This is a genomic window from Streptomyces sp. SID14436, from assembly GCF_010548465.1.
In the GTDB taxonomy this organism is placed as follows: domain Bacteria; phylum Actinomycetota; class Actinomycetes; order Streptomycetales; family Streptomycetaceae; genus Streptomyces.
The window spans coordinates 1-25,893 of record NZ_JAAGMD010000073.1; the positions used below are offsets into that span (position 1 = coordinate 1).

Consider the following 25,893-nt stretch of genomic DNA (forward strand, 5'->3'; position numbering starts at 1 on the left):
CCAGGGCGGCCGCCGCGCCGTCACCGCCCGACCGGGCGAGCGCCCAGCGCAGGGCGCCCGCCACATGCGGGTCGGACTCCGCCAGCACCGCCTCGGCCAGCAGCTCCGTCGCGCCGTCACCCCCGCCCGCCGGGCCGAGCAGCGTCTGCTGCCGGCGGGCGGGACTGGGCGAGCCGAGGCCCTGCATGAGCGCGACCACGCGCAGCACGTCCCGCCAGTCGTCCGGCTCCGACGCGTCGATCGCGCGGAGCCGGTCGAGCAGTTCCCGCTCCCGCTCCAGGCGGTCCTCCGTCCACCGGATGAGATCACCGACCAGCGCGGACGGCGTGGAGGCCGGGTCCTCCAGCGCCCGCCCGATCTGCTTGAGCGACAGCCCGAGGGACCGCAGGCTCTGCACCTGGAAGAGCCGGCGCACGTCCTCGGCGGAGTACTCGCGGTAGCCGCCGACGGTGCGGCCCGTCGGCCGCACCAGCCCGAGGGCGTCGTAGTGGCGCAGCATCCGGGGGCTCACCCCCGAGTGCCGCGCCACGTCACCGATCAGCATGCCGCGCCTCCGGGGGCAGGGCCCCGGCCTCCGCCGCCGCCCCGCCCGCCCCGGCGGACTTCTCGGCGGCGGCCGCCCGTTCCGGTCCGAGGGCGACGATGCGTTTCGCCTCCTCGACCGCCGCGTCGAACCCCGCCTCCGGGTCCCGCAGGAGCAGCGCGGTCGCACCGGCATGCGTGGCCACCACCGGGTCGGGGTCCGCCGCGGCCTTCTCCAGCGCGGGCCGGATGTCGTCCCCGAGGTCCACCAGGGCCCGGCTCAGGCTCAGCCGCACGTCCCGGTCGCCCCGCCCGAGCTGCTCCACGAGCGCCCCGGTCAGGCGCGCCCGCTCGCCCTCGTCCCACGGCGCGAGAGCCACCGCCGTCCGCCACGCGGTGCGCGCGACCCCGTCGTCGGCGTCGTGCAGCAGCGCACGCGTGATCCAGGCGTACGCCCGCCCGTCCCCGATCTTGGACAGCGTGTGCAGCGCCTGGCCGCGGGCCTGAGCCCGCCCGGAGTCCAGTTCCTCCCGCAGCCGGGGCAGGGTGAGATCCGCCGGGAGGCGGATCAGCGCCCAGGTGAGCATGTCCCGCACGAAGAAGTCCGGTTCCACCGCGCACCGTTCGACGAGCGTCTCCAGCAGCGCCGGGTCCGGTGCCGAACCGGCCGCCATCGCCGCCTGGAGCCGGACCGACGCGGCCTCGGCGCCGAGGGCCGCCGCCACACGGGTTGGCTGCGGGGTTCCGTTGGTCGGATTGATCGAAACCACCTCCAGCACCCAGGGGACACCTTGCCACGATGTCAGGGTCAAGCCGCTCCCGCCTCTGCCCTCACCCGGAGGCCGGGAGCAGGTTTGTTTCCGCAGACACTGTGTCCCCCGCAGGTCGTGTCGCTTTACATGGGGGACGAAGACCTGGCCGGTGTCGCATTCGAACGGTTCACCGTGTCGCTATCTCCAGCACTCCTCGTGACGAACGCCACACTGTAGCGGATTCCGAGGCGCGCCTGGGGTCGATCAGGCGCCTCGGGCTGTGAGTTGGCGTAGCGCGGCTTGGGTGCGGGCGAGGGCGGTGATGCGTTCGTCGATGTGGCGCAGGTGGGCCTCGATGAGTGCGGCGGCGTGGGGACAGGGGGCTTGGCCGCTGTCGCGCAGGGCGAGTACGCCGCGGATCTCGGCGAGGGTGAGTCCGGCGGCTTGGGCGTCGCGGATGAAGGTGAGCCGGGGCTGGGCCTCGGGCGGGTAGTCGCGGTAACCGCCCGCAGTCCGGGGCGGTGCGGGCAGCAGTCCGCTCTGCTCGTAGTAGCGAATGGTCTTGGCGGTCAGGCCGGTGACCGTGGCGAGGGTGCTGATGCGCATGTTTCCAGCCTTGACCTTCCAGCAGGGTAGAAGGTCAAGGCTGGGCGCGATTCAGCAGCAGGACTCCGGGGTCGTCCCGTCGAGGAGGTTTTGGGTGAGGGGGCGGCCGAGCTGGTAGGCGTCGGCGACGGGCAGGACGGTCATGCCGGGGTGGTCGGTGAGCCAGTCCTGGGCGGCGGCTGGGTTGGCGAAGAAGTGGACGTGGTTGCAGAAGGCCGAGCGTACGGAGGTCAGGTCGTCGGGGGTGACGATCGAGACGACGGCGTCGGCCGGGGTGAGGCCGGTAACGCCGTCGGGGGCTGCGGTGAGCCTGATCGGGGTGCCGGTGGCGTGGCAGGGGGATTCGACGTGGGCGGTGCGGCCGAGGACGGCTGGGAAGACGAGGGTGTCCAGGGCACACCAGGTGTACAGCTGCTTGCCGTCGACTTCGAAGCGGTGGGGGGTGGGGCGCTGGGTCAGGCCGCTGCCGATGATGCGGCCGGTCTCGTCGTATTCGGTGTCGGGCATGGCGGCCAGGGCGTGGCGGACGTCGTCTTCGGTGTGGCTGGTGGCGGTGGCGAGCTGGCCGGTGGTGACGGGCCGGCCGGTGGCCAGGAGCTGGAGCAGCGGGCGCCACAGCCAGGGCTGGCCGGTGACGTTTTCGCCGCCGCCCAGGGCGGCGGTCAGGCGGTCGGCGAGCTTCTGGGCGGAGGTGTCCATGGTCGGGATTCCTTGTCGTCGCTTTGCGAAGGTGGCGGGCGGTCGGCCGCCGCGCGTCCGGAGGGGGTGCCTGGTCGACCGTAGGGTCTGCCCCCGGGGACAGAGTCAAGTGCACTGGGCGCACTGCCTCGGATCATCCGCCCACAGGCCGGTTCCGCTGCCTTCGGCGAGTTCGGCCTGGTGGGCGGCTTCGAAGGCGTCGATGCGGCGCCGTGTCTTCTCCAGGTCCGCGATCCTGGTCTCGATGCGCGCCCGGGCGGTGCGCAGGCGTTCGGCCAGCGAGGGGCCGAGGGCCCGGTCGCCGGTTTCCGCGTAGGTGCTGAGGAGGTCGCGGATCTCGGCCAGGGTGAGGCCGAGGCTGCGCAGTTCGCCGATCAGCCGTACGCACCACAGGGCGTCGGAGTCGTACAGGCGGTAGTTGGCCGGGCTGCGGCCCGCAGTGTAGATCAGGCCCCAGTCGGTGTAGGCGCGCAGTGCCTTGACAGTCACGTGGGTGCGCCGGGACAGTTCGCCGATGGTCATCGGCCGTGCGGGCCGCTCGCCGGTCACAGGAACCTCCGGGTTTCTTGCGGTGAGTGTCGGGTGGTGGCCATGCCGATGATTGTCGGGGCGGAGGAGGCGTCACGGCCGCCGGTGGCGCAGGGCCCAGGCGGTCTCGGTGACGGCGGCCACGGCCAGCCCGTAGACGAGGTGGGCGGCGAGGCCGCGCAGGTGCGTGGCGGCGGGGTAGACCCGGTTGGGGGCGGAGAATCCGGCCAGCGGGGTGATGCCCTCGTCCACGATCAGCGACATGGCCGCGCCCGAGGCCAGCCCGGCCGCGACGGGGCTCAGGCCGGTGGTGCGGCGCAGCAGGGCGTAGACCGGTGCCCAGCTGATCGCCAGTCCGTAGTGGAAGGCCAGCCCGGCCCGGTCCAGGGCGCGGTCGCCGGGGTGGATGCCGAGCAGGCGCAGGGTCTTGTCGGCGGCGATCCGGTACGGCGGGCCGGGCCGGGCGGCGTCCTCGCGGGCCCGGTCTGGTTCGGATTCGAGCTGGTAGAGCGTGGTGCTCACCGGCTCCATAGCCTTGGTGGCCAGCCCGCCGGCCACCGGCGCGATGGCGAGGTCCTCGAGCAGGTCCGTGGTCTTTCTTCATCTTCGCGGTACCTCACTCCCAGGGGTGCGGATCGCTGTGCGGTGGTGGGTCAGGAGGCGCAGCAGGACAGTTTGCTCACGTCCCGGGTGTAGGTCTGGGCGGCGAGCTTGAGGCCCTCGGCCATGGTCAGGTACGGGCACCACAGGTCGGCCATCTGGTGCACCGTCATCCGGTTCGCCAGCGCGTAGACGGCGGTGGCGATCACATCACCGGCGCTCTCGGCGATGACATGGGCGCCGAGCAGCCGCCCGGTACCACGTTCGGCGACGAGTTTGATCAGGCCGCGGGTGTCGCGGTTGACCAGTGCCCGGGGTACGTACTCCAGGGGCAGGACGCGGCAGTCGCATGCCATGCCCTGCGCGATGACTTGGGCGTCGGTGAGACCGGCGGCGGCGATGGCCGGGCTGGTGAAGGTGACCCGCGGCAGGTGGTGGTAGTCCAGGGTGCGCTCGGCCCCGTCCAGGGCGTTGTCGGCGACCAGCGTGCCGTGGGCCCCGGCGACATAGACGAACTGCGGATGCCCGGTCACGTCCCCGGCCGCCCAGATCCGTTCGTTGCCGGTGCGCAGGTGCTCGTCCACGACGATCTCGCCGCGCTCCCCGGTCTTGACCCCCACCGTCTGAAGGCCGAGGCCGTCGGTGACCGGGCGGCGGCCGGTGGCGACCAGCAACTGCTCCGCCTTCCGTTCGAAGACGTCGCCCGCGCGGGCGGCGGTGAGCCTGTAGCCGCCGGTGTCGCGGCGCACGGCGGTGATGGTGACGCCGGTGTGCACGCTGATGCCCTCGCCGGTGAAGACGTCCTCGATCATCGCGGAGACCTCGGGCTCCTCGAACGGGGCGAGCCGGTCCAGCGCCTCGACGACGGTGACCTGGGTGCCGAGCCGGGCGAAGAGCTGGCCCTGCTCCAGGCCGATGGCGTTGCCACCCACCACGAGCATCGACTCGGGCAGGCGGTCGAGTTCCATGGCGGTGGTGGAGGTCAGGTAGCCTGCCTCGTCCAGTCCGTCGATGGGCGGTGCCCACGGGGCGGAGCCGGTCGCGATGACGTAGTGGGCGGCCTCGATGGTGGTGGTGCCGCCGTCGCCCAGGGCGACTTCCAGTTCGGGTCCGGGGGCGAAGCGGGCGGTGCCGGCCAGGATCGGCCAGTCGTACTCGGTGGCCAGGTCCTCGTACTTGTCCGCCCGCATCGCCTCCACCATGGCCTGCTTGCCGCTGATCAGGGCGGGGAAGTCCACCGGGCCCGCTTCGGTGCGGATACCGGGGAACGGCTGGGCGAGGGCCACATGGCGGGCCTCGGCGGCGGCCAGCAGCGCCTTGGAGGGCACGCATCCGGTGTTCACACAGGTGCCGCCGGTGGTGCCGCGCTCGACCATCACCACGCTTTTGCCCTTGTTCCGTGCGGCGATCGCGGCGGCGAACGCTGCCCCGCCCGAGCCGATGACCGCCAGATCGAACCGGCTGCGCTGCGTGCTCACAGCCACCACCTCCCTTGGATGGAACGGGTACCGGCCCGCTTTCTATATGCCTTGCCGAATACCCGAACCCCGCCATACTATTCGAGTAGGCGAATAGATGCATGTGGGAGAGGGGCTGTCATGGGCTCCGCACCTGTTCTGGTCCGCACTGAGGCCGCAGCGTCCGCCCGCCAGGCCGACGCCGGGTGTTCGCACACCGACACCGTGGCCCGGTTCTTCCGCGCGCTTGCGGACCCCACCCGGCTGAAGCTGCTGGAGTTCATCCTTCGCGGGGAGCGCACCTGTGCCGAGTGCGTCGGATATGCAGGGGTATCCCAGTCGCGGGTCTCGGTCCATCTGGCCTGTCTGACGGCCTGCGGGTATGTGACCGGCCACCGGGACGGAAGGAGGCTGCGCTACCGCGTCGGCGACCCCCGGGTGGCGGACCTGGTCGTCCTCGCCCGCGCCGTCGCCGCGGACCACGACGGCGTCCCGGACCGCTGCTCTGGTGATCGCGCCCAGCCGGGACCGACTCTCGGAAGGAATCGCCATGCCGACCTCTGACCAGCCCCCACGCCGCGAACAGGACCGGCCCGCCACGGGCGCTGCCCCGGGCATCGGGATCGTCCTGCTGATGATCGTCTGCTGTGCGGGTCCCGTCCTGGTCCTGTCCGGTGCCCTCGCCGGGATCGGCGCCTGGCTCGCCAATCCGTGGGTGATCGCCGCAGCCGTGGTCCTGGCCGTCGCGGCCGTCACCGTCCTCGTACGCCGCCGCGCCCGCCGCGACGACTGCTGCCCGCCCGGGGGCGCCTCCGGCAGCGCCGCAAGGCGACGCCGGGCACCACAGCAGCGAGGCGGCCCGCATGACCGCTGATTCCGACCCCGAGGAGACCGTTATGTATGCCCCTCCCCAGCCCTCACGCCGTCAGCTGCAACGGTCCGGTGACCGCGGTGCCGCAGGCTTCGTCCGGCTGCTGTCGACTGTCCGCGGTGCCGGTCCGTTCCTGCTCGCGGCCGTTGTCCTGGCCGGGATCGGCGCCGTTTTGTCTATCGCGTGGGTGGTCGACGCCGCGGTCGTCCTGGCCATCGCCGCCGTCGTCACCGTGCTCGTGCGCCGCCGCGTCCACAGCGACGCCGCATCCGCGCACGGCCAGGCCGGCCGGCGCCGCAGGCGGTGCTGCTGAACCGCGGGGAGGAATCCACCGATGGCCGCCTGGCTTTGTTCACGAATCGTTTCGAAGGCAGCGGGGGGCTTGCCAGGACGGCATCGGGGCTGCCCCGGAGGCAACGCCAGCCGGGGCAACCCTGAGGAGCTACTGGCCGACCCTGGTCATCTTCTTCCCACAGCAGCAGGTCGGGTTCTGCTGGCCACCACAGGTCGCTGGGGCGCCCTTGGTCACCGTCAGCTCGCACCCACAGTTCTCGTCCGGGCAGCGGTAAACCTCACCCTCACGGAATGGCACCGCGCTCACCTCCTTGTTCTCGCGTTTTTGTCCTACGCGAGCGACGCTAGAACCTGGCCCCTGGGGCAAGGTCAACACTGGAGAGGAGGAAGGGAGCGATCATGGCGTTGCACGGCATGACCATCGGGCAGACTGCCCGCGCTGCAGGACTCACGCGCAAGGCGGTCCGGGTCTATGAGGCCAGGGGCCTGCTGCCTGAGGCAGAGCGCAGCATGGCCGGCTACCGGCTCTACACTCTGGCCGATGTCAAGCTGCTGACCTTCATCCGCCAGGCCCGCGCTCTGGGACTCCACCTTGATGACGTCCGCGAAGTGTTGGAGATTCGCCGCGGTGGCACCCCGCCCTGCGACGCCGTCCGTGACCTCCTCGACGCCCGCATTGCTGAGATCGATGCCACCGTCGTTGATCTCTTGGCCCTGCGGCAGACCCTCACCGAGACTCGCGAGGCCGCTGGCGACCGCCCCACCGGAGAGCCTTCCACGGTCTGCTCGATCATCGAAGAGGCTTGAGGGAGCTGTCACAGACGGCGGGCTGCCCCATGCAGTGAGGTCATTTCTCCTCGTGAACATTCAGGCCGCTGTCGACCGCCAACCGACGCCCGAACCGATGGACAAACGCTGTCGCTTGAAGTGAACGAAGCCAGCCGCCGCCTTGTCCACACCGGCCCGGCAGCGCATAGTGCTGAGCCGGGCCGCTCGGAGACTGCTGGAAGTCACCCTTGCCGGTCTCGGTGCCCTGGCCGCCACGCTGGGCGCGGGGCTGTCGCTGGTCGGCCTCTGCTGTGGCGCTCTGGCCGCGGCGGGTGCGGGCACGGCCGCCACGGGCGCCGCCGTGCTGGGCCCCTGGCCGTGGCTGTTGCTGACGGCCGGGGCCACGCTGATCACTGCCGCGCTGTTCGTGCGGCGTCGGCGGACGGCCCGTCGGGACTACCGCCTGCCGAAGCCCACCCCGCCCGATCACCGCGCCCATGGCGAGGGCGCTATCGGCCAGGATCTCCGCAGACAGGGCGGGCGGGACGCCGGCTGAGTTCAGCCGGCGCAGCAGGAGAGCTTGGCGACGTCCGAGGTGAAGGTCTGGGCGGCCAGTTTGAGGGCTTCGGCCATGGTCAGGTAGGGGTGCCAGGTGTGGGCGAGCTGGTCGACGGTCAGTCCGGCGGTGATGGCGTAGGTCGCGGCGGTGATGATGTCGCCCGCGCCGTCGGCCAGGACGTGGGCGCCCAGCAGCTTTCCGGTGCCGCGTTCGGCTATGAGCTTGACCAGGCCGCGGGTGTCGCGGTTGGCCAGGGCGCGGGGTACGTACTCCAGCGGCAGGGTGCGGCACTGGCAGGCGATCCCGGCCTCGGCCAGCTGGGCGTCGGTCATCCCGACCGACGCGATGGCGGGGCTGGTGAAGGTGACCTTCGGCAGCGCGGTGTAGTCCAGGGTGCGCTCCGCCCCGTCCAGGGCATTGTCGGCGACCAGGGTGCCGTGGGCGGCGGCCACGTACACGAAGTCGGGGTGCCCGGTGACGTCGCCGGCCGCCCAGATGCGGGGGTTGCCGGTGCGCAGGTGCTCATCGACGACGACTTCGCCGCGCTCGCCGGTCTTCACGCCCACCCGCTCCAGGCCGAGGCCGTCGGTGACCGGGCGGCGTCCGGTGGCGATCAGCAGGTGGCTGGCGCGGATCTGCTGCTCGCCGTCGGGGCCGGTGAGGGTGGTGAGAATGCCGTCGCCGTCGCGGTGTACGGCGCTGGCCTGGGTGCGGGTGTGGACGGTGATGCCCTCCTCGCGGAAGACGGCCTCGATGCCGGCGGAGATCTCCGGCTCTTCCTGGGAGGCCAGGCGGGAGCGGACGGCGATGGTGACGCGGCTGCCGAGGCGGGCGAAGAGCTGGGCCTGCTCCAGGCCGACGTAGCCGCCGCCGAGCACCAGCAGGTGCTCGGGGAGCTCATCCAGTTCCATGGCGGAGGTGGAGGTCAGGTAGCCGGCCTCCACCAGTCCGTCGATGGGCGGCGCCCACGGGGCGGAGCCGGTGGCGATCACGTAGTGGGCGGCCTCGATGGTGGCGGTGCCGCCGTCGTTGAGCGCGACCTCCAGGGCGGGGCCGTCGTCGTTCGCCGTGAAGGTGGCGGTGCCGTGCACGATCTGCCAGCCGTACTCGGCGGCCAGATCGGTGTACTTCTCCGCCCGCAACTGCTCCACCAGCGTGTCCTTGCCGCCGATCAGTGCGGGGAAGTCGACCGCGGGCTCGGTGCCCTCCAGGCCGGGGAACCGGCTGGCCGCGCGGGCGCCGTGGCGGGCCTCGGCGGCGGCCAGCAGCGCCTTGGACGGCACACAGCCGACGTTCACGCAGGTGCCGCCGGTGGTGCCGCGCTCGACCATCACCACGCTCCTGCCCTTGCTGCGGGCGGCGATGGCCGCGGCGAACGCGCCACCTCCCGAACCGATGATCGCCAGGTCATAACCGGTGTGTGCCTGAAGCACAGCACTACCTCCCTCAGTGGGGGCCGGACGCTCCCGCCGAACCCGTTTCCTATGCGGCTTGCCGAATGGCAGACGGCCACCATACTATGCGGACAAGCGAATAGCTGCTTGTGGAAAGGCTCTGCCTATGAAAACCCCTGCCCTTGCCGGCTCACCGGACACGGCCGCCGCGGCCGAGGTGCCGTGCATCCATCTGGACACCACAGCCCGGTTCTTCCGCGCGCTCGCGGACCCCACCCGGCTGAAGCTGCTGGAGTTCATCCAGCGCGGCGAGCGCACCTCGGCCGAATGCGTCGAGCACGCCGGGATCTCGCAGCCGAGGGTGTCGGTGCACCTGTCCTGTCTCGTGGACTGCGGCTACGTCACCGCCCGCCGGGACGGCAAGAAACTGCGCTACTCCGTCGGCGACCCCCGCGTCGCGGATCTGATCATGCTGGCCCGGTCCCTGGCCGCCGACAACGCCGCCGCCCTGGACTGCTGCCCCCGCATCCCCGCAAAGGGGGACCCGCGATGACGCGCCCGCCCACCCAGCCCGGCGAGCGCCGAGGCGGTCTGCTCGGCACCCTCGGAATGGTCGGCGTCGTGCTGCTGCCCGTCCTGTGCTGCGCCGGGCCGGTACTGCTGGCCGGCGGCGCTTTGGCCGGACTCGGCGGGGCCCTGGTCAGTCCCTGGCTGCTGGCCCCGGCCGCGGTCCTGCTGGCCGGCGGTCTCCTCTGGTGGCTGCGCCGCCGCCCCACCGGCAGCGGCGATTCCTGCTGCCCGCTGCCCGCCCGCACCGACCAGCACGACCGCGACCTGCTCCGCAAGCCCTGAGCAGGTCGGCGACCGGCACCGCCACGACACGCGTATCCGCCCGCCCGCTCCGCCGCCGACCGGGACAAACTCCCGTCCCGCCTCCGAGGAAGGCCCGCACCACCATGACCTCCCCGTCCCCCACCGCCCGCCGCACCCGCCTGCGCCGCCGCACAGTCCTGGCCCTCGCCGCCGCCACCGCCGCCGTACTCACCCTGTCCGCCTGCGGCACCGCCACCACCGGCTCCACGGCCAAGACTGACACCGTCAGCGGCAGTTCCGCCGCAGCCAAGACGGACACCGTCACCCTCCTCGACGACACCACGCTGGCGGTGCCCGGAAAGAAGCCCGCCGCTCTGTTCTTCTTCTCCGTGGGCTGCGGCGAGTGCGCCGGAGGTGCCAAGTCGCTGGACAAGGCTGCCAAGGCGTTCGGGGACAAGGCCACCTTCCTCGCGGTGGACATGGACCCGAGCGAGTCGAAGACGACCATCATGCAGTTCCTCGACTACATCAAGGCGCCCGGACTGGCCACCACCGTCGACAAGGGCGCCGCCCTGTCCCTGCGCTACCAGGTCTCGGCCCTGTCCACGCTGATCGTCGTCGACCCCCAGGGCAAGGTCACCTACCGGGCCACCGACCCGTCGGCCGACCAGATCCAGGCCGCCTTGAAGAAGGCGGGCGCGTGATGAACGGCCTGCTCACCCTCGCCTTCGCCGCCGGGATGCTCGCCCCGGTCAACCCATGCGGCTTCGCCCTGCTGCCCGCCTGGATCACCTCCGCCCTCGGCGAAAACGACACCTCCCCGCTGCCGGTACGCCTCACCCGCGCCCTGCGCTCCGGCGCCGCCCTCACCCTCGGCTTCGCCGGCACCCTCGCCGCTGCCGGGCTCATCGTCAGCGCCGGGGCCCGCGCCCTGATCCGTGCCGCCCCCTGGCTCGGCCTGGCCACCGGCATCATCCTGCTGCTCCTCGGCGCCTTCATGCTCACCGGCCGCGCGCTCAGCCTGCGGCTGAACCTGCCCACCGGTACCCGCCGGTCGGCGGGCCCGCCGACCGCCCGGCGCATGGTGGTCTTCGGCGCCGGCTACGCCGCCGCGTCCCTGTCCTGCACCTTCGGTGTGCTGCTCGCCGTCATCGCCCAGGCCCAGGCCACCGCCAGCTTCGCCGGGCTCCTCGCGGTCTTCGCCGCCTACGCCGCCGGATCGGCCGCCGTGCTGCTGCTCGTCGCGGTCACCACCGCCGCCGCAGGCGCCGCCCTCACCCGCAAGATCACCGCCTTGGCCCGGCACGGCACCCGCATCACCGCCGCCGTCCTCGTCCTCACCGGCGCCTACCTGGCCTGGTACTGGTACCCCGCCGCCACCGGCGGCCCCGCCACCGCCGCCCCCGGCGGCGGCCTCGCCGCCTGGTCCGCCACCGCGACCGCCTGGATCCAGGGCCACACCACCACCATCGCCGTCACCGCTCTCGTGGTCGTCCTCGCCGTCACCGCCGCCGCCCTGCGCCACCGCAGGCGGCAGGCCGCCCGCAACGCCGCTCCCACCGGGGCAGCCCCCTCTGCCGAGGCGGACTGCTGTGCGCCCCAGCCCGTCCCCACCCCGGCCGCCGCCCCGGACCGCGACAATCCCGGCCACTGCTGCTGACCACGCCCCATCTCTGCGGCCGGGAAACGGATAAAGCCCCGGCCGCAGGCATGCAGAACGGACACTGCTCCATGACCATGCCAGCAGCCCGCGAGACGGCCACCCCAGCCGTGCACAAGAGCAGGCACGCGACGTTCGGCGCCAGCCGGACGCTCGCCCTCCTACTGATCCTGGGCGGCTCCCTCGGCCTGCTCGCCTCGGCCGTGCTCACGCACGACAAGATGGAACTGCTCGCCAACCCGGACTACGTCTCGGCGTGCAGCATCAACCCGGTGCTGTCCTGCAACAACATCATGAAGAGCTGGCAGGCCAGCACCTTCGGCTTCCCCAACCCCTTCATCGGCTGGGCCGCCTTCCCCGCCGTCATCGCCATCGGCGCGGGACTGCTGGCTGGCGCCCGCTACCGGCGCTGGCACTGGCTGGGCCTGCAGGCCGGCACCGTCTTCGGCATCGGCCTCATCACCTGGCTGCAGTACTCCTCGCTGTATGCCATCGGCGCACTGTGCCTGTGGTGCACCCTCGTATGGGCCGTGACGATCCTCATCTTCTGGTACACCACCGTGCACAACATCCAGCACGGGCTCATCCCCGCCCCCGACCGGGTACGCTGCACTGTCGCCGAGTTCCACTGGGCCGTACCCGTCCTGTGGATCGGCATCATCGCGCTGCTGATCCTGACCAGGTGGGGCAGCGCCCTGTGGGCCTGACCCCCAGCCCCCGAAGCCCCGGCCGCCAACCCCCGTGGGAGCCGGGAGGGCGGTCGGCTGCCGCATCCCCCCGAGCGGCAGTCGGCCACACCCTCACCCCTGCCCGCCCCGGCCCCTGGAGTCCAGCCGATGCACACAGCGCCCCCGCCCGGCTACGCCGGGTGCTCGGCCACCTGCTGACGGCCACGCTCGCCGCGCTCGGGGCCCTCGGCACGGCCCTCGGCGCCGGGCTGTCCATGATCGGCCTGTGCTGCACCGGCCCAGCCCTGGCCACCGCCGCCGCAGGCGGTGCAGCCACCGGGGCCGCCGCCTCCGTCACCCCTGTGACCTGGCCCTTCTGGACAGCCGGAGCCGTCCTGCTCACCGCCGCCGCATTGTGGCACCGCCGCCACCGCACCTCCACCTGCCGCAGCCGCCGCATGCCGCCCGGATCACCCGAACAGCCCCGCCCCTCCGGCCCCACCGGCCCGCACGGCTGAGGATCTTCACACGCCCCAGTACGCACCGTCCGCACCGGGCTGGACAGGCAGAGACACAGAAGGAGTCCTCTCATGGCCGAGCGGTACGACACCCTGGTGATCGGCGGCGGCATGGCCGGCCTGCCCCTGGCCCTGCGCGCAGCAAGACACGGCCGGGTCGCCTTCGTGGAGAAGGAGAAACTCGGCGGCACCTGCCTCAACCGCGGCTGCATCCCCACCAAGACGATGATCGCCTCCGCAGCGGTGGCCCACCAGGTGCGCCGGGCCGCCGAGTTCGGCGTCCACGTCCCCGCCCCCAGCGTGGACCTGGCCGCCGTGGTCGCGCGCAAGAACGCGATCGTGGAGACGATCCGCTCCGGCTCATACAAGACGGTCGGCAAGGCCGACCAGATCGACTTCTATCCCGCCGAGGGACGCTTCACCGCGCCCCGGCGGCTGCGCGTGGACCACACCGAGATCGAGGCCGACAAGATCTTCCTGGTCACCGGCCTGCGCACCACCATCCCCGCCATCGACGGCCTGGAGACCACCCCGTACTACACCTCCCGCACCCTGCTCGACCTCACCGACCTGCCCGAGCACCTGATCGTGGTGGGCGGCGGCTACATCGGCTGCGAGTTCGCCCAGATGTTCGCCCGCTTCGGCTCCCGCGTGACGCTCATCCAGCGCGCCGAGCGACTGCTGCCCGCCGAGGACCCCGACATCTCCGCTGCCGTCACCGACGGCTTCACCGCCGACGGCATCACCGTCCTGACCGGCACCACCTGCACCGCCGTCGACGGCCGCCCCGGAAACATCCGGGCCGGCTGCCAGGGCAGCGAGACCGGCGAGATCAACGGCAGCCACCTCCTCATCGCCACCGGCCGCACCCCCAACACCGACATCCTCGGCCTCGAACACCTCGGGCTGGCCCCCGACGAGCGCGGCTTCCTGCCCGTCGACGACCTGCTGCGCACCGCGGCCGAGGACGTGTGGGCGCTCGGCGACATCCGCGGCGGGCCGATGTTCACCCACACCGCCCGCGACGACGCCGACATCGCCTACCGCACCACCTACCGCGGCCAGAACCGCTCCACCAACGGGCGGATCGTGCCGCACGCGGTGTTCACCGACCCCGAGGTCGGCTCCGTCGGACTGACCGAACCCGCCGCCCGCGCCGCCGGACACCAGGTCCTCATCGGCCGCCAGGACTTCACCGGCGTCGTCAAGGCCCGCGCCATCGGCAACACCCGCGGCCTGATCAAATTCGTCGTCGACGCCTCAACCGACAAGATCTTGGGCTGCCACATCGCCGGCCCCGACGGCGGGAACCTCGTCCACGAGGCCGTCATCGCCATGACCTGCGGCGCCACCTACAGCGACATCGCCCGCGCCATCCACATCCACCCCACCCTCGCCGAGGGCGTCAACACCGCCGCCGGCGGCGTCCACCGGGAGATCGGCACCTGACCCTCCGGGCCCGGTGGTGGCAAAAGACCGCCCGCAGCATTGTCAACTGCAAGACCCGTACGGCGCCGGACCACCGCGGGCGGCAGGCAGCCGACGGACGTTGCCGACGGCGGCCGCCTGTTCCCGCAGCCGCTCGATCTCCATCCGCTGGGCGGCGATCTGCGACAGAGCCCGCTCCCTGAAGTCAGTGAGCCCATCGATCTGCGCGTCACGCGCGGCGAGGCGCTCCTTCAGCCCGGAGACCTGTTCTTTGAGGCGCTCGATCTGTGCAGCCCGCGGGTCTGGAATCACGCCCGTTTCCCGAAGCTCGGTCAACCGGCGCTCGAACTCCTCCGCCAGGTGTTGATAGGGACCTGGCCGCGGCGAGCCGTCGCGGTTCTTCTTGGGATAGAAGCCGGTGCGTGCGACCCCGGCTTGGGCCGCGAGGGTCTTGATGTCGCACTTGCTGCCCGCGGGAACGTCACCGGCAAGGAGCCGCTCCATGACGTGCCGAATGGCCGCCTCGTTGTCCCGACGGGTCTCGTCGCTGATGCGGGCCACGTCATGCCCCCGTTCCGGAGCGGGCGTCGATCTCGGCCAGCACCCGTTCATCGCGGGCGAGTTCCGTACCCAGCCGGGCCTTCTCCGTCCGCTGCGCGCGTCCGATGGTGGCGATGAAGACCTTCTTGCTCTCGGCACTGGCCGCCCATACCGGGCGATGCCCGGCATGGTGGGTGGCCTGGGGGCACCGCGCCGAATCGCACATGCCGATCAAGGGCTCTGTCGCCCCGCGGGCGTGGGCCCCTGCGAGCTTGAGGCACAGCGCCTTGGACGGATCGAGGAACCAGCAGTAGTTCGCCGGCCCCAGGTGCAGGGCCTTGGCCCGCTTGGCGAGCAGGTTCGTCATCTCCTGGTCGCTGCGCTTGATGTTCGGCGCCCCGGAGGAATCCAGCTGTTCGTCGACGAACGCGAAGAAGTCCAGGAGGTCACTGGCGCCAGGCCCCGCAGGCCGGATACCGTTCTGGTAGTCGTGGAAAGCGTCGAGGGCGACGCGCAACTTGTGCTCCCGCTCCTCTTGGCCGAACTCGGCCATCAGCACCGACTGGGCCCCACCGGGGCGGTCCGCATAGCCCTCCGTGGTGACCACGGAAATGTGCTTGAGATGGATCTTGGCGGCCAGCAGACCACCGGGCCGGTGCGCCATTTCCACCGCGAGGGTTCTCCGTAGCATCCGCAGACTGACCGGCTCCTCGGGGATCGGCGCCAGCCCAAGGCGACGGCCGTCTGGGCCATTGACCCAGGTCAGGAACCATTCGTACGGGGTGAAGAAGGAGAGCGACTTGAACAGGTGACCGGTGTTCTTCACCGGGTCGGCGAGCGAGGCGGCCACGCCGGCGGTGTCGTACGCCTGCTTGATGGTCACCCACTGATCGTGTTCACCACCCAGCTTCCGGCCCTTGATGACCTTGCCCTTCAGGCGGTAGCGGAGGCGGCCCTCGCCGAGCTGCTCGGGAGGCAGGCGGCAGTCGTGGGTCAGCTCGGCCAGTTCGCTCTTCCGCATCCCCGTCAGTGCGGCGAGCGCGATGACGCACGCTGTGCGGGCCCGGGAGAGCTGCAGTCGGGCCTCGGTGGTGTTCATCGGCAGGGTCCAGGGGACACTGCCCCGTCCGTCCGCGCGTTCGACCAGGGCGGCCGTCCGGCCCCAGCGTTTGGCCAGGCCGACTTCCCGGACGGCCTTCTCCAGGTGGCCGCGCAGGGTGGGCAGCCACCTGGAGTGGAAGGCATGCCGTCCGGTCTCGTGGGCGAGGGAGATCAGATTCACCCGCAGCAGCGGATCGTCCGGATCCCAGCCGTCCGCCAGCCGCTGGGACACGACGTGATCGAGGGCGACATCCAACGGATCGCCCTCTTGTATGTGCCGGTCGATGGCCTGCGCGACCTCGACCCTCCAGTCCGGACGCTCTCGGTTGTTGCGGCCCGGCCGGTTCGGCACCATCTCCTGCAACTGTTGCTGCAGCTCCATGACGTGCGGCGCCAGCACCTCCACCACGTACAGGGCCGCCGCGACGAGCGGTTGGAAGACGTCGTTGCTCAGCGGCGGTGTCGTGTTGCCCGTCCGACGGACCATCCCGGCGACGGAGTACGCCGTGCGTCGCCCCCACGGACGGAAGGCCGACACGTAGCCGTCTGCTGAGAACAATTCCTTGTAGTAGCCCAGCTCCTGGATGACCGCCACTACGTCCATGCGGTAGCCGGGGCTGCTGTCGCGGATCACGACGCCGTGCTTGTCCCGTACCTTCTTGCGAAGCTCCAGGTAGGCAGCACAGTGCTGCTGGGTGACCTCCCCGAGACTGTCCACGCCCTGTTCGGTGAGCCAGTTCAGCCAGCCGGTCAGCACGGTCAGCCGCCCGTGCACCGTGGCAATCAGCACCGGCGTTCGATAGGCGTGAGCAAGTTCCCGCACAGCGCGGTGGTCCGGTGCAAGCCGGGCGAAGACGAACTCCTTCGCGAGTTCCCTCCACTGGGGATTGAGGATCTCGACGAAGGACAAGATCCGCGCGTACCGCGCAAGGTACCGCGGCAGCCCGATGACACCAGTGAAGTCCCAGATTGCGTCGTCGAAGTGAGGATGCGGGCCCGCACCGTGAACCGGCAGACCGGCCGCAGCGCACACGTCTTCACCTCGAAAGACGGAACGCGAAAAGGCAGCCGCGAGGCCCGCGGGCCGGTGCAGGGTGGTCATACGGTGTGCTCCTCAGGTCGCAGGGGAAGCTCGACATCGGAGTCGGTGACCTCGGCAGCGGCTGCCCGCAGCGCGTGCTCGGAGAAGTACCGGTCGGGGGTCAGGATCTCGTCGAGACGGTGGGCGTACGGGCCGAAGACGGGGATGAACTCGGCGGTGGTCATCTGCTCCCACTGACGGGAGAAGAACGCCCGTAGTCGCAGCAGGTTCGGCAGATGGCGGGGGGCGAACAAGGCCAGCGGACACAGCAGGCACACCCACGGACGTGCCGGACAGGGCTTGCCCTTCGGCCCGTGAAGTCCCGACATCTGATCTCCACATGCCGCAGTGAATACGTCGCGCTGCCCGGACAGGAGCTGCGCCAAGGCGTTGTCATCCAGGCCGAGCCGCTTCATGTGCTCGGGATAGTTCTCCACCAGGTCGGCCATTTCAGCGGTGGCCAGCACCAAGGGCGGCAGCGCCCGGCGAACGAGGTCCTCCTGCGCCTGGACGATGATGTCTTCCACCGCCTCACGCTGAGACGGCGTCGTGTTCGTCAGATAGTGATCACCCTCGATGCCGGGGGACCGGTTCGGATCCAGCGTGGACCGGCGGCTGCCGCGCCAGTGCGACCGGTCTTGCAGCGCGTCGTGAGTAGTGCGGATGCGGTGCAGGTGAAGGGCCAGGGGGAGACCGTCGTCACCGGTCATCTGCGCGGGGCGCCCGTCCTCGTCGACGGCCTGGCGCCGCTCCACCCAGGCGCATATGGACAGGCGCGTGGCCGGCTTGGCCAGCCATCGCTCTCCCGCCCATGTGCCACTCGGCGTGAAACGCACCCAGAGCTCGGGGCGCAGTTCCTCGGGCGCGAAGCGGCGGGCCACCGCAGAGTGATCGAGCCACTGCTCCAGCAGGCGAGTGGCCTGACGTGACAGAGCAAGGCTCTCCGCCGCTGTGCGGCCCTTGACGTAGCTGAGGAGGATCTTCTCGTCACCCGCCCACTCGATGTCGTCGAGTCCCAGGTCCGCGATCCCGTCCGGCACGACCCCGGTGTAGGCGCCGAACAGCAGCTGATAGGCGATGATCACGTCCAGGGTCGGGATCAGCGGATCCAGCACCGCGCGAAGACCGACCCCGTATCTCTGCCGGAAGGGGAACGAGCCGCGGTCTGCCATCTCGTTGACGAGCGGGTCGGGCCCGTGGTGAAGCACCAGCCAGTGATGGGCAGTGCGCTCACGGAGCGCAGCCCCTGGCCCGTCAGCTGACGAAGCCTGCTCACGGGCCGCGCAGAACGCGCGGAACGCGCCATCGACCTCGTCGCGGCAGGTACGGATGAGCCGGGCCCATTCGGCCTCGCTGTACGGCTGGTGCGAGCCGTACCGCTCGCCCGTGTTGAACAGCCGGCCATCGACGAACGCGCGCACGTCCGGCGCCAGAATCTGATCCTGGTCGTCGGCGCAACGCAACATCGCCCGCAGCGCGCTCTCCTGGGAGGATCGCACCCCTTGCCGCCAGTACCGGGCGAGGAGCGCGCGCGTCAGGTCGGAGGCCCCGCCGGAGAACCCGAACTCGACCAGCCAGTCGGTGAAGCCGCGGACGGCCGTGAGGTAGAGGTCGATCCCTCCCGCGCTGTCGACCTGCCCGTGCGGATGGACAAGATCCGTAACGCCTTCCAGCAGAGTGCGTGCCAGCCCCGGGAGCTCCACTCGTCGCCGCACACGCAGGGGACGGCGGTACTCCGACCCGTCGCTGAAGACGCAGTGCACACCCAGCGGGTCAAGGGTGACGGTGGCCGGCATCAGACCACCGCCAGTTCGTCGTCGAACTCAGTCTCGAGCTCCAGCTCGGCCTCCTCGTCCAGCAGCCCGTACTCCTTGCCGACCCGCCGATACAGGGAGGTGAACAGGCGGAGCACGTCCAGGCGGTGGAGGTACGCTTCCGTGGTCAGTGAACTGGTATGTCCGAGCAGATCGCGCAGAATCAGAAGCGGCTCTTGGGTCCGCAGGTAGTGCGCCAGGGCGGCATCGTCGTCGGTGTCGCGGACCTGTCGTGCAGCCTGCTCGTACCAGCCACGCATCAGCCGCGCCATGGTCGCCATGGCCATGGTGTGACGTAGCCGGTGCGGATTGACGTGCGGGAAGCGCGGCTCGTAACGCTCGCGGATGCGGTCAGAGGTCCTGGCGAAAACCGTGGCCCATCCGGTGAATGGACGTCCCTGGCCCCACACCGAGAGCAGCATCGAACCGCCCTCCGGGGCGACCAGACGCCGCCGTTCGTCAGGCCCGAGCGAACTCCACTGCACACGGACCCCGTTGACGCGTCCGCCCCGCTGATCGGCGTCCGTCACGAACAGCGGCTCTCCCCAGCGGGCCGGCGGACGCCACGACGATCCGAACGTTGCCGCTGCCCGGTCGAGCGAGATGTAGGAGTGCAGCTCGACCAGCGAGTCGTAGTCGATCCACGACTCGCGGTACTTGCTTCCCTTGGTGATTCCGGAAGGGACTGGGAACGACACTGGCACCGCGGTCCGTCGCGAGGGAAGCAGGGGCACCTCGCAGACCAGCAGGTATGTGTACTCCTGGCTGCGTAGTCCGCTGGAGACGATCATTCGGCCGACCGCCGAGTTCCGGGCCAACTCCCGTCCTCGGTAGCGCAGATCCCGCTCCCCGTCGGGGCTCAGGCCCGCCAACCCCTTCAGGAACATGTCCGTGAAGTCGTCGTCGAGATACTTGATCGTCACATGAGGCTTGGCTTGGCGCCGCCGTGACTGGTTGACCCGTCCGCGACGGACTTGCCCCTTGAAGGCCCAGACCGCCTGCCGGTACGTGAACGGCTCGGAGTCGGCGTACTCCTCATCCTTCGCCCACTTGTAGAACCCCGCCAGAATCCCCATGTTCTGGTTCCACGTGGACGCCTCGAAGCGATGCTTGATGGGGCCCTGGGCGCGATAGACGGAGTACGCGCCCAACGCCGCCTTCAGACGACGCCGCGTGTCGAACAGGGCGACTCCGTGCTCGGATATGAACTCCAGCCACTCACGCACCGTACGCACGTAGTAGGGCCACGAATTCGGCGATGGGCATCCATTCGCTGGCAGCTCGCAGGCCCAGCAGTTGATCACGGTTGTGGGACGGACACCGTTGCTGTCCTCGAAGAGAAGGTCGTCGTCGAACAGCAACGGCATCCCCTCCGGGATCGCCGGCCTGAACGCAAGTCCCCAGGACTCCCAGCCTGCTGATGAGTACGTCGATTGGTGCATGGCCGATGAGTATCAATGCAACCCGGCTGAGTGCAACACACAAACGAGCAGGTCAGGTGGCACATCAGGCAGTAAGCAACACCGTCGTTAAGCGGGAACAAGCAGGTACTCCGCCCACACCGTCTTGCCCGGGCCGTCGCACCGCGGACACCAGCCCCAGCGGGCGGCCAGCCCCGCCACCAGGAGCAGCCCCCGGCCCCCCACGTCCTCCGGCCCCGGCGCCCGCGGCTCCACCCTTTCGGGCGGGGTCCGGTCGCCCCGCGTGTCGGTGACCTCGATCCGCACGGTGCCGGGGCACCCGGTCACCTCCATCCGGAGGTGGAAGTCCCGGCCGCCCACATGACCGTGTCGCACGGCGTTGGCGGTCAGCTCGCCGACGACCACCACGATCTCGTCGTGCGGTCCCGTCCCGTACGGGACACCCCAGGCGTCCAGCCGGTGCGCGGACAGCCGGCGGGCGAGACGGGCACCGCGCGGGGTGGAGGTGAACCGCATCTCGAAGGCGCGGCTCGGAGCATCGGCCGAAGCCGCGGACCGGACGGTGCCGACGGCACCCGGGAGTTGATTCGTCACGCCGTCCACCGTCCCGCCGGTCGCGCAGTGTGACCAGCGGTGACCCGACGACGCGGCCCGTTGTACGCGCGGCGCCTCCCCGCGTACGCGGCGCGGGGCGTGACGCGACCACGGGCGCCGCCGTTGGGCACGGGAGGCGACAGGGGACACCGATGACCGAGGGCACGGAGCCGGGGGGCGAGGCCGTCATGGCCGACGACACGGAGGGGACGACCGCCGACACGTCGGGGCAGGCGGTCGTCGCCGCGTTCGGGCAGACACTGAAGACACTGCGCCTGCGAGCGGGCCTGGAACGCGAGGAGTTCGGACGCCGCATCGGCTACTCGGCCTCCACGATCGCGTCCTACGAACAGGGCCGACGCATCCCGTCTCCGCGGACCATCGAGCGCGCGGACGAGGTGCTGGGCGCGGACGGTCTGCTGACGGTGTGGAAGGAGCAGGTGGAGCGGGCGCAGTACCCGGTGTTCTTCCAGGGGATGGCGAGTCTGGAGAAGGTGGCCATCGAACTGCTGTCGTACGACACGCTCGTGGTCAAGGGCCTCCTCCAGACCGAGGCCTACATGAGAGCCGTACTGGCCATGCGGCGGCCGCCCCTGGACGAGGAGACCATCGAGCAGCGGGTCGCGGCGCGCCTCGCCCGCCGGGACATCTTCGACCGGCCGTCCGCGCCGCTGCTGAGTTTCGTCATGGACGAGTCCGTGCTGCGGCGCCCGCTGGGCGGAACCGGCGTGCTCCGGGGGCAGTTGGAGCACCTGCTCGTCGTCGGCCGCAAGCGCAACGTCGAGATCCAGATCGCTCCGCTCCGCTGCGAGGAAAGCGCGGGTGTGGACGGGCCGTTCACGGTCGTCACGCGTGACGACGGCAGGAAGTTCGCGTACACGGAGGCCCAGGGGACCAGCACTCTCCAGACCGACCCGCAGCAGACGGCACTCGCCGCCGCCCGCTATGGGATTATCCGATCCCAGGCTCTCACCCCGAGAGAGTCCCTGGAGTTCATCGAGAGGTTGCTGGGAGCGCTATGAACACCGCCGAGTCCTCACCCGTCACGCTCGACCTCACCTGGCACAAGAGCAGTTACAGCGGAGCAGAGGGCGGGGACTGCGTCGAGGTCGCCGCCGGTACGGGATCGGTGCACATCCGGGACTCCAAGGCCGTGACGGGTCCCGTCGTCGAGGTGTCGCGCGAGGCGTGGACGGACTTCGTCGAACACGCCTGACACCGTCCCACCCCGCTCCGTCGAAGCGGGAGCCCTGCTCTCCACCCGGAGGGCAGGGCTCCCGGCTTTCCCCTTCACCAACTCCCGGGATTCCATGCCCTCTGGCAGACCGTCCTCCTCGTCACCCCCGCACGTACGGCTGTGGCCCTGCTGCTCGCCCCGCTCGCGGTGACGGCGCTGCTCGTCCTGGAGACCCGCTGGGCGGAGGGGATGCGCACGGCGGGCCGCATCGGGCTCGTCCTCTACGCCTCGGTGGTCATCGCCGCCACGTTCTCGCTGAGCCCCGCGGAGACCGGGGGCGGCGGGCTCTCCTTCGGTTCACTCGGTTACCTCCAGTCCGGAGGCGAGAACCTCGGCAGCATGGAGAAGGACATGATCGTCAGGCAGTCCCTGGCGAACCTGCTGATGTTCGTGCCGCTCCCCGTGCTGATCAGCCTCTCGCGCCCGGGGACACGGGCCTGGGTCACGCTGGGCTCCTGTGTGACCCTCACGTTCGTGATCGAGACGGTGCAGTTCCTCGTGGGCGGAGGCCGGGTGGCCGACGCCGAGGACTTCCTGCTGAACTCCCTCGGCGCGGGCGCCGGCCTCCTCGTCCTCGCGACCGCCCGCAGACTGGCCGCACTGGCCCGTTCGTCCAGTTCGGCGGCACCGTAGACGGCGGACGAGCACACCACCGCGGCCCGCAGCCGAGCACGCCTGCATGGAACAGTGGCAGTGTCCGAGCCGCGGTGTGAGGGTGGGAGGGAACGGGGGACGTCTTCGGAGGAGCACCCCATGAACGTCACCATCGTCGGCGCGGGAAACATGGGCCGCGGCATCGGCACCCGGGTCCTGGCAGGGGGCCACACCCTCCGTGTGCACGACCGCACCCGGGCCAAGGCGGAGGAGCTGGCCGCCGCGCTGCGCGAGGGGGCCTCCGGGGCGGACGCCTCGGCGGTCGACGCCGACGGCGCGGCCGACGCCGACGGCGCGGCCGACGCCGACATCGTGGTCCTGGCCCTGCCCTATCCGGCCGGGCGCGACATCGCCGCCGCGTGGGCCGAGAGCCTGGACGGGAAGATCGTCGTCGACATCTCCAATCCCGTCGACTTCAGCACCTTCGACAAGCTGGTCGTGCCCGCCGACACCTCCGCCGCCGAGCAGATCGCGGCCGCCGCCCCGAAGAGCCGCGTCGTGAAGGCGTTCAACACCACGTTCGCCGGGCCGCTCGCGGCGGGAAGGGTGGCGGGGCGGCCCCTGGACGTCTTCATCGCCGGGGACGACGACGCGGCCCGGCAGACCGTGGCCGACCTGGTCACCGGGGCCGGGCTCCGTCCGCTGGACGTGGGCCCGCTGCACTGGGCGCGCCAGTTGGAAGGCTTCCAGCTGCTGCACATGGCGGCCCAGGACCGACTCGGCCTGAACTGGTCCAGCGCTCTGACGATCATGACGTGACCGTCGTACCCCACGGCCCGACGCGCGTCAGAACGCGTACCGGACCCGCAGCCACGGCGCATGGGTGTCGATCAGCTGCCGGAGTTCCGCCACGGCCCGGCGTTTGACGTCGAGGGCGTAGCGGACGTTGAGGTCGCCGTTCTGCGAGCGCTTGGTCTCCTGCACGTCGGGCCGCCACAGCACCTCCTCCGCGCGCGGGTGCCAGCCCAGGTTGACGTCGTGCAGGGCCTGGTTGTGGGTGAGCATGATGATTTCGGCCGCCGCCTGCTGCTTCACCCGGGCGGGCAGCACGTCGTCGAGGTGGGTGAGCAGCTCGGTCCAGTCCGGTTGCCAGCCGTCGCGCAGGACGACGGGTGAGAGGTTGAAGTGGACCTCGTAGCCCGCGTCCAGGAAGTCGGCCGCGGCGGCGATGCGTTCGGCGATCGGGCTGGTGCGGAGGTCGAGCAGCCGGGAGTCGTCGGCCGGCATGAGGGAGAACCGCACGCGGGTGCGTCCCTGCGGGTCGAGGGCGAGCAGGTCGGGGTTGACGAACTTGGTCGCGAAGGACGCCTTCGCCGTCGGCAGCCCACGGAACGCGGCGATCAGGTCGGCCGTGTTGTCGCAGATCAGCGCGTCGACGGAGCAGTCGCCGTTCTCCCCGATGTCGTAGACCCACGCCTCGGGGTCGCACTGGTTGGGCCCGGGTTTGGGGCCCTGGGCCCGTACGTGGCGCCGGATGTGCGCCACGATCGCCTCGATGTTGGTGAAGAGGGTGATGGGGTTGGCGTAACCCTTGCGCCGGGGGACGTAGCAGTAGGCGCAGGCCATGGCGCAGCCGTTGGAGGGACCGGGGGCGATCCAGTCGGCAGACCGGCCGTTGGGGCGGGTCGTGAGGGACTGCTTGACGCCGAGGACGAGCGTCTCGGTCTTGACCCGCACCCACCGGGAGACGTTCCCGTCGTTGCCGTGCAGGGACGGGATGCGCCAGTGACCGGGGACCTCGGTGACGCGCACCCCGGGAAGCCCGGCGATGATCTGCGCGCCGCGCGGGGTGTCGAGGGCGGCGGGCTCGGCGTAGACCTCCCGGATGTCCAGCATCCGGCGCGCCCGCGCACTGTCCCGGAACGGCTGCCGGGGGGACGGCGCCGGGGCCGTGTCGGCCCACCCGAACAGCGTCGGCTGCTCGGGTTCACCGGGCGCGGGGCCGGGCGGCGTCGGCTGATCCACGTGCCGTTCCTCTCCTCGCCTTCTCGCCCCCCGGGGTGGGGTCGGGCCGGGCCCACCGGGGAAGGGCGGGTTGCTCCAGTATCCCGCTCCCGGTGCCACACTGGACGGGTGGCGGATCCGCAGGAGCGAGAGCTGGACCGGCGCCTGGAGCAGGTCATCCTGGACCTGCTGGCACAGCGCGCGGCCACCGCGTCGATCTGCCCGTCCGACGCGGCCCGCAGGGCCTACGAGGGGGACGAGGGGCACGACGACGGCTGGCGGGCGTTGATGGAGCCGGCCCGCCGCGCCGCCTGGCGTCTGGTGTCGGCCGGGGAGGTCGAGGTGACCCAGGCGGGCCGGCCCGTCACGGAGGACACGGCCCGCGGTCCGATCCGCATCCGTCGCCCGAGGCAGGGGTAGCACGGCACGGGCGGGCGTCACGGCGACCGGCGACCGGAGTCCCCCGTGTCCCCCGCGTCCGCGGAGCCCGGTTCCGCCATGCGCCGGTGCGCCGCCGCCTTGAGCCCGTCGGGCAGCACCTTCCCGGCCAGCCCCTGTGCCTTCGCCTTCAGCGACCCGGTGAGGGCCTTCCGCTCACCCTTGACGATCGCCTCGTACGCCTGCTCGGCGACCTGCGCGGGATCGTCCTTCCTCATGGTGCCGATCCGGGTGTCGTCCTCCATGCCGGCCCGGTCGAAGAACTCCGTGTCCGTGGGGCCCGGCAGGAAGGACGTGACGGTCACGCCGGTGTCCTTGACCTCGTCGGCCAGCGCCTGGGCGAAGGACTCCACGAACGCCTTGGAGGCGTTGTACACGGGCTGGAAGGAACCGGGCGTCGCCGAGGCGACGGACGAGGTGAAGGCGAGCCGGCCCTCGCCGCGGGCCACCATGGCCCGGAGCAGCGGTTTGGCCAGCCGTACCGTCGCGGTGACGTTGAGGTCGATGACCTCCTGGTCGTCGGCGAGGTCGGTGTCCACGAAGGCGCCGCCCTGGCCCACCCCGGCATTGAGGGCGGCCACGTCGACCGTGAGGCCGTCGAGGGCGTCCAGGAGCATGAAGCGCCCCTCGCCGGTCCGCAGATCGGCGCGCACCGTACGGACGTCGGCCCCCGTCTCCCGCAGCTCCCGGGCGGCGGAGTCCAGCGCCTCGTCCTCGGCGTTCACCACGAGGTCGTACCCGTGCAGCGCGAACTGCCGGGCGAGCTCGCGGCCGATTCCGCTGGACGCGCCGGTGATCAGGGCGAGTGGCCGTGTCTCAGTCATGGCGGACGAGTAACCGCCCCGCCCCGTGCCAAGCATCGCCGCGGCCCGCGACGACCCGGCCACCGGTCCGTCCCGACGGGGGGCGACGGGCGAGCTCGGCGCGGGCGA

32 protein-coding genes are annotated in these 25,893 nt (G+C 71.1%); 16 read left to right on the forward strand and 16 right to left on the reverse strand.

Features of this window, described 5'->3' with window-relative positions; genetic code table 11:
- The 7 genes from G3I53_RS02250 to merA (G3I53_RS02280) form a co-directional block, all read right to left on the reverse strand.
- The coding region (locus G3I53_RS02250) for a MerR family transcriptional regulator (protein WP_164437983.1) at window positions 1-544 on the reverse strand (544 nt) is incomplete at its 3' end.
- Entirely contained in the window at window positions 531-1,301 is a 771-nt protein-coding gene (locus G3I53_RS02255) for a HEAT repeat domain-containing protein (protein ID WP_164437984.1), read from the reverse strand. The genes G3I53_RS02250 and G3I53_RS02255, both read right to left, overlap by 14 nt.
- Before the next feature lie 237 nt (window positions 1,302-1,538).
- Entirely contained in the window at window positions 1,539-1,880 is a 342-nt protein-coding gene (locus G3I53_RS02260) for a heavy metal-responsive transcriptional regulator (protein ID WP_006143059.1), read from the reverse strand.
- Between the two features lie 51 nt (window positions 1,881-1,931).
- A complete protein-coding gene (gene merB, locus G3I53_RS02265; RefSeq protein WP_030379238.1) occupies window positions 1,932-2,579 on the reverse strand; it encodes an organomercurial lyase MerB in 648 nt (215 codons plus the stop codon).
- A 105-nt stretch (window positions 2,580-2,684) separates the two neighbouring features.
- On the reverse strand, window positions 2,685-3,128 hold the full coding sequence (locus tag G3I53_RS02270) for a MerR family transcriptional regulator (RefSeq protein ID WP_006143057.1): 444 nt from the start codon (window positions 3,126-3,128) through the stop codon (window positions 2,685-2,687).
- A gap of 72 nt (window positions 3,129-3,200) precedes the next feature.
- Entirely contained in the window at window positions 3,201-3,638 is a 438-nt protein-coding gene (locus tag G3I53_RS02275) for a hypothetical protein (RefSeq protein WP_006143056.1), read from the reverse strand.
- 122 nt (window positions 3,639-3,760) lie between these two features.
- Complete coding sequence (gene merA / locus G3I53_RS02280; protein ID WP_006143055.1) at window positions 3,761-5,185, reverse strand: mercury(II) reductase; 1,425 nt, start codon at window positions 5,183-5,185, stop codon at window positions 3,761-3,763.
- Window positions 5,186-5,305: 120 nt separating this feature from the next.
- On the opposite strand from merA (G3I53_RS02280), the gene G3I53_RS02285 reads away from it, so the two are divergent.
- On the forward strand, window positions 5,306-5,728 hold the full coding sequence (locus G3I53_RS02285; protein ID WP_006143054.1) for a metalloregulator ArsR/SmtB family transcription factor: 423 nt from the start codon (window positions 5,306-5,308) through the stop codon (window positions 5,726-5,728).
- Window positions 5,715-6,038, forward strand: coding sequence for a hypothetical protein (locus G3I53_RS33135; RefSeq protein ID WP_006143053.1), 324 nt, complete (start codon window positions 5,715-5,717; stop codon window positions 6,036-6,038). The genes G3I53_RS02285 and G3I53_RS33135 overlap by 14 nt, the downstream gene beginning before the upstream one ends.
- A 43-nt stretch (window positions 6,039-6,081) precedes the next feature.
- On the opposite strand, the gene G3I53_RS02295 is transcribed toward G3I53_RS33135, so the two are convergent.
- A complete protein-coding gene (locus G3I53_RS02295) occupies window positions 6,082-6,291 on the reverse strand; it encodes a hypothetical protein (protein WP_164437985.1) in 210 nt (69 codons plus the stop codon).
- Window positions 6,292-6,728: 437 nt separating this feature from the next.
- Between G3I53_RS02295 and G3I53_RS02300 the strand changes: the two genes are divergently transcribed.
- Window positions 6,729-7,136: a MerR family DNA-binding protein gene (locus G3I53_RS02300; protein WP_030379244.1), complete on the forward strand. Its 408-nt coding sequence runs from the start codon at window positions 6,729-6,731 to the stop codon at window positions 7,134-7,136.
- A 142-nt stretch (window positions 7,137-7,278) separates the two neighbouring features.
- A complete protein-coding gene (locus G3I53_RS02305) occupies window positions 7,279-7,653 on the forward strand; it encodes a hypothetical protein (RefSeq protein WP_063738086.1) in 375 nt (124 codons plus the stop codon).
- A gap of 2 nt (window positions 7,654-7,655) precedes the next feature.
- Here the strand turns inward: G3I53_RS02305 and merA (G3I53_RS02310) are convergent, their stop codons facing one another.
- On the reverse strand, window positions 7,656-9,089 hold the full coding sequence (gene merA, locus G3I53_RS02310) for a mercury(II) reductase (protein ID WP_006143050.1): 1,434 nt from the start codon (window positions 9,087-9,089) through the stop codon (window positions 7,656-7,658).
- A 127-nt stretch (window positions 9,090-9,216) separates the two neighbouring features.
- Here merA (G3I53_RS02310) and G3I53_RS02315 point away from each other — a divergent pair, with 127 nt between their 5' ends.
- The 7 genes from G3I53_RS02315 (at window position 9,217) to G3I53_RS02345 (ending at window position 14,158) form a co-directional block, all read left to right on the forward strand.
- Window positions 9,217-9,603, forward strand: coding sequence for a metalloregulator ArsR/SmtB family transcription factor (locus tag G3I53_RS02315; RefSeq protein ID WP_006143049.1), 387 nt, complete (start codon window positions 9,217-9,219; stop codon window positions 9,601-9,603).
- On the forward strand, window positions 9,600-9,902 hold the full coding sequence (locus tag G3I53_RS02320) for a hypothetical protein (RefSeq protein WP_006143048.1): 303 nt from the start codon (window positions 9,600-9,602) through the stop codon (window positions 9,900-9,902). Before G3I53_RS02315 ends, G3I53_RS02320 begins: the two co-directional genes overlap by 4 nt.
- Window positions 9,903-10,006: 104 nt before the next feature.
- Window positions 10,007-10,567 carry a thioredoxin-like domain-containing protein gene (locus G3I53_RS02325; RefSeq protein ID WP_006143047.1) on the forward strand — a complete coding sequence of 187 codons (561 nt, stop codon included), beginning with the start codon at window positions 10,007-10,009 and terminating at the stop codon, window positions 10,565-10,567.
- Complete coding sequence (locus G3I53_RS02330; RefSeq protein WP_030379246.1) at window positions 10,567-11,523, forward strand: cytochrome c biogenesis protein CcdA; 957 nt, start codon at window positions 10,567-10,569, stop codon at window positions 11,521-11,523. The genes G3I53_RS02325 and G3I53_RS02330 overlap by 1 nt, the downstream gene beginning before the upstream one ends.
- 71 nt (window positions 11,524-11,594) lie before the next feature.
- Window positions 11,595-12,230, forward strand: a complete 636-nt coding sequence (locus tag G3I53_RS02335; RefSeq protein ID WP_040896642.1) for a vitamin K epoxide reductase family protein — start codon at window positions 11,595-11,597, stop codon at window positions 12,228-12,230.
- Between the two features lie 161 nt (window positions 12,231-12,391).
- Window positions 12,392-12,709 carry a hypothetical protein gene (locus tag G3I53_RS02340; RefSeq protein ID WP_006143044.1) on the forward strand — a complete coding sequence of 106 codons (318 nt, stop codon included), beginning with the start codon at window positions 12,392-12,394 and terminating at the stop codon, window positions 12,707-12,709.
- Between the two features lie 72 nt (window positions 12,710-12,781).
- Entirely contained in the window at window positions 12,782-14,158 is a 1,377-nt protein-coding gene (locus G3I53_RS02345; protein WP_006143043.1) for a mercuric reductase, read from the forward strand.
- Between the two features lie 42 nt (window positions 14,159-14,200).
- Here G3I53_RS02345 and G3I53_RS02350 read toward each other — a convergent pair whose 3' ends face one another.
- The 5 genes from G3I53_RS02350 to G3I53_RS02370 form a co-directional block, all read right to left on the reverse strand.
- Window positions 14,201-14,698 carry a hypothetical protein gene (locus G3I53_RS02350; RefSeq protein WP_006143042.1) on the reverse strand — a complete coding sequence of 166 codons (498 nt, stop codon included), beginning with the start codon at window positions 14,696-14,698 and terminating at the stop codon, window positions 14,201-14,203.
- A gap of 1 nt (window position 14,699) precedes the next feature.
- Window positions 14,700-16,880, reverse strand: coding sequence for a site-specific integrase (locus tag G3I53_RS02355; protein WP_006143041.1), 2,181 nt, complete (start codon window positions 16,878-16,880; stop codon window positions 14,700-14,702).
- Window positions 16,877-18,655 (reverse strand): hypothetical protein, encoded by a 1,779-nt coding sequence (locus tag G3I53_RS02360; protein ID WP_006143040.1) that lies wholly within the window; start codon window positions 18,653-18,655, stop codon window positions 16,877-16,879. Before G3I53_RS02360 ends, G3I53_RS02355 begins: the two co-directional genes overlap by 4 nt.
- On the reverse strand, window positions 18,655-20,040 hold the full coding sequence (locus tag G3I53_RS02365; protein ID WP_006143039.1) for a site-specific integrase: 1,386 nt from the start codon (window positions 20,038-20,040) through the stop codon (window positions 18,655-18,657). The genes G3I53_RS02360 and G3I53_RS02365 overlap by 1 nt, the downstream gene beginning before the upstream one ends.
- Before the next feature lie 162 nt (window positions 20,041-20,202).
- Window positions 20,203-20,610 carry an ATP-binding protein gene (locus G3I53_RS02370; protein ID WP_164332789.1) on the reverse strand — a complete coding sequence of 136 codons (408 nt, stop codon included), beginning with the start codon at window positions 20,608-20,610 and terminating at the stop codon, window positions 20,203-20,205.
- A gap of 266 nt (window positions 20,611-20,876) precedes the next feature.
- Here G3I53_RS02370 and G3I53_RS02375 point away from each other — a divergent pair, with 266 nt between their 5' ends.
- From G3I53_RS02375 to G3I53_RS02390, 4 genes are all read left to right on the forward strand, one after another.
- Window positions 20,877-21,710, forward strand: coding sequence for a helix-turn-helix transcriptional regulator (locus G3I53_RS02375; protein ID WP_164332790.1), 834 nt, complete (start codon window positions 20,877-20,879; stop codon window positions 21,708-21,710).
- Entirely contained in the window at window positions 21,707-21,904 is a 198-nt protein-coding gene (locus G3I53_RS02380) for a DUF397 domain-containing protein (protein WP_164332757.1), read from the forward strand. Before G3I53_RS02375 ends, G3I53_RS02380 begins: the two co-directional genes overlap by 4 nt.
- A 141-nt stretch (window positions 21,905-22,045) precedes the next feature.
- Window positions 22,046-22,558 (forward strand): VanZ family protein, encoded by a 513-nt coding sequence (locus tag G3I53_RS02385; protein WP_164332758.1) that lies wholly within the window; start codon window positions 22,046-22,048, stop codon window positions 22,556-22,558.
- 120 nt (window positions 22,559-22,678) lie between these two features.
- Window positions 22,679-23,338 (forward strand): NAD(P)-binding domain-containing protein, encoded by a 660-nt coding sequence (locus G3I53_RS02390; protein ID WP_164332759.1) that lies wholly within the window; start codon window positions 22,679-22,681, stop codon window positions 23,336-23,338.
- A 27-nt stretch (window positions 23,339-23,365) separates the two neighbouring features.
- On the opposite strand, the gene G3I53_RS02395 is transcribed toward G3I53_RS02390, so the two are convergent.
- Window positions 23,366-24,544: a spore photoproduct lyase family protein gene (locus G3I53_RS02395; protein WP_164332760.1), complete on the reverse strand. Its 1,179-nt coding sequence runs from the start codon at window positions 24,542-24,544 to the stop codon at window positions 23,366-23,368.
- Between the two features lie 108 nt (window positions 24,545-24,652).
- On the opposite strand from G3I53_RS02395, the gene G3I53_RS02400 reads away from it, so the two are divergent.
- Window positions 24,653-24,943, forward strand: a complete 291-nt coding sequence (locus G3I53_RS02400; RefSeq protein WP_164332761.1) for a DUF3253 domain-containing protein — start codon at window positions 24,653-24,655, stop codon at window positions 24,941-24,943.
- A gap of 17 nt (window positions 24,944-24,960) precedes the next feature.
- Here G3I53_RS02400 and G3I53_RS02405 read toward each other — a convergent pair whose 3' ends face one another.
- Window positions 24,961-25,785 (reverse strand): SDR family NAD(P)-dependent oxidoreductase, encoded by an 825-nt coding sequence (locus G3I53_RS02405; RefSeq protein WP_164332762.1) that lies wholly within the window; start codon window positions 25,783-25,785, stop codon window positions 24,961-24,963.
- Between the last annotated feature and the right edge of the window lie 108 nt (window positions 25,786-25,893).

Coding starts and splice junctions, on each gene's coding strand:
- G3I53_RS02260 (WP_006143059.1), bottom strand. CDS start 1,880: ATGCGCATCAGCACCCTCGCCACGGTCACCGGCCTGACCGCCAAGACC.
- merB (WP_030379238.1), bottom strand. CDS start 2,579: ATGGACACCTCCGCCCAGAAGCTCGCCGACCGCCTGACCGCCGCCCTG.
- G3I53_RS02275 (WP_006143056.1), bottom strand. CDS start 3,638: ATGGAGCCGGTGAGCACCACGCTCTACCAGCTCGAATCCGAACCAGAC.
- G3I53_RS02285 (WP_006143054.1), top strand. CDS start 5,306: ATGGGCTCCGCACCTGTTCTGGTCCGCACTGAGGCCGCAGCGTCCGCC.
- G3I53_RS33135 (WP_006143053.1), top strand. CDS start 5,715: ATGCCGACCTCTGACCAGCCCCCACGCCGCGAACAGGACCGGCCCGCC.
- G3I53_RS02300 (WP_030379244.1), top strand. CDS start 6,729: ATGGCGTTGCACGGCATGACCATCGGGCAGACTGCCCGCGCTGCAGGA.
- G3I53_RS02315 (WP_006143049.1), top strand. CDS start 9,217: ATGAAAACCCCTGCCCTTGCCGGCTCACCGGACACGGCCGCCGCGGCC.
- G3I53_RS02320 (WP_006143048.1), top strand. CDS start 9,600: ATGACGCGCCCGCCCACCCAGCCCGGCGAGCGCCGAGGCGGTCTGCTC.
- G3I53_RS02325 (WP_006143047.1), top strand. CDS start 10,007: ATGACCTCCCCGTCCCCCACCGCCCGCCGCACCCGCCTGCGCCGCCGC.
- G3I53_RS02330 (WP_030379246.1), top strand. CDS start 10,567: ATGAACGGCCTGCTCACCCTCGCCTTCGCCGCCGGGATGCTCGCCCCG.
- G3I53_RS02335 (WP_040896642.1), top strand. CDS start 11,595: ATGACCATGCCAGCAGCCCGCGAGACGGCCACCCCAGCCGTGCACAAG.
- G3I53_RS02345 (WP_006143043.1), top strand. CDS start 12,782: ATGGCCGAGCGGTACGACACCCTGGTGATCGGCGGCGGCATGGCCGGC.
- G3I53_RS02355 (WP_006143041.1), bottom strand. CDS start 16,880: ATGACCACCCTGCACCGGCCCGCGGGCCTCGCGGCTGCCTTTTCGCGT.
- G3I53_RS02360 (WP_006143040.1), bottom strand. CDS start 18,655: ATGCCGGCCACCGTCACCCTTGACCCGCTGGGTGTGCACTGCGTCTTC.
- G3I53_RS02365 (WP_006143039.1), bottom strand. CDS start 20,040: ATGCCGTTGCTGTTCGACGACGACCTTCTCTTCGAGGACAGCAACGGT.
- G3I53_RS02370 (WP_164332789.1), bottom strand. CDS start 20,610: ATGCGGTTCACCTCCACCCCGCGCGGTGCCCGTCTCGCCCGCCGGCTG.
- G3I53_RS02375 (WP_164332790.1), top strand. CDS start 20,877: ATGGCCGACGACACGGAGGGGACGACCGCCGACACGTCGGGGCAGGCG.
- G3I53_RS02380 (WP_164332757.1), top strand. CDS start 21,707: ATGAACACCGCCGAGTCCTCACCCGTCACGCTCGACCTCACCTGGCAC.
- G3I53_RS02390 (WP_164332759.1), top strand. CDS start 22,679: ATGAACGTCACCATCGTCGGCGCGGGAAACATGGGCCGCGGCATCGGC.
- G3I53_RS02405 (WP_164332762.1), bottom strand. CDS start 25,785: ATGACTGAGACACGGCCACTCGCCCTGATCACCGGCGCGTCCAGCGGA.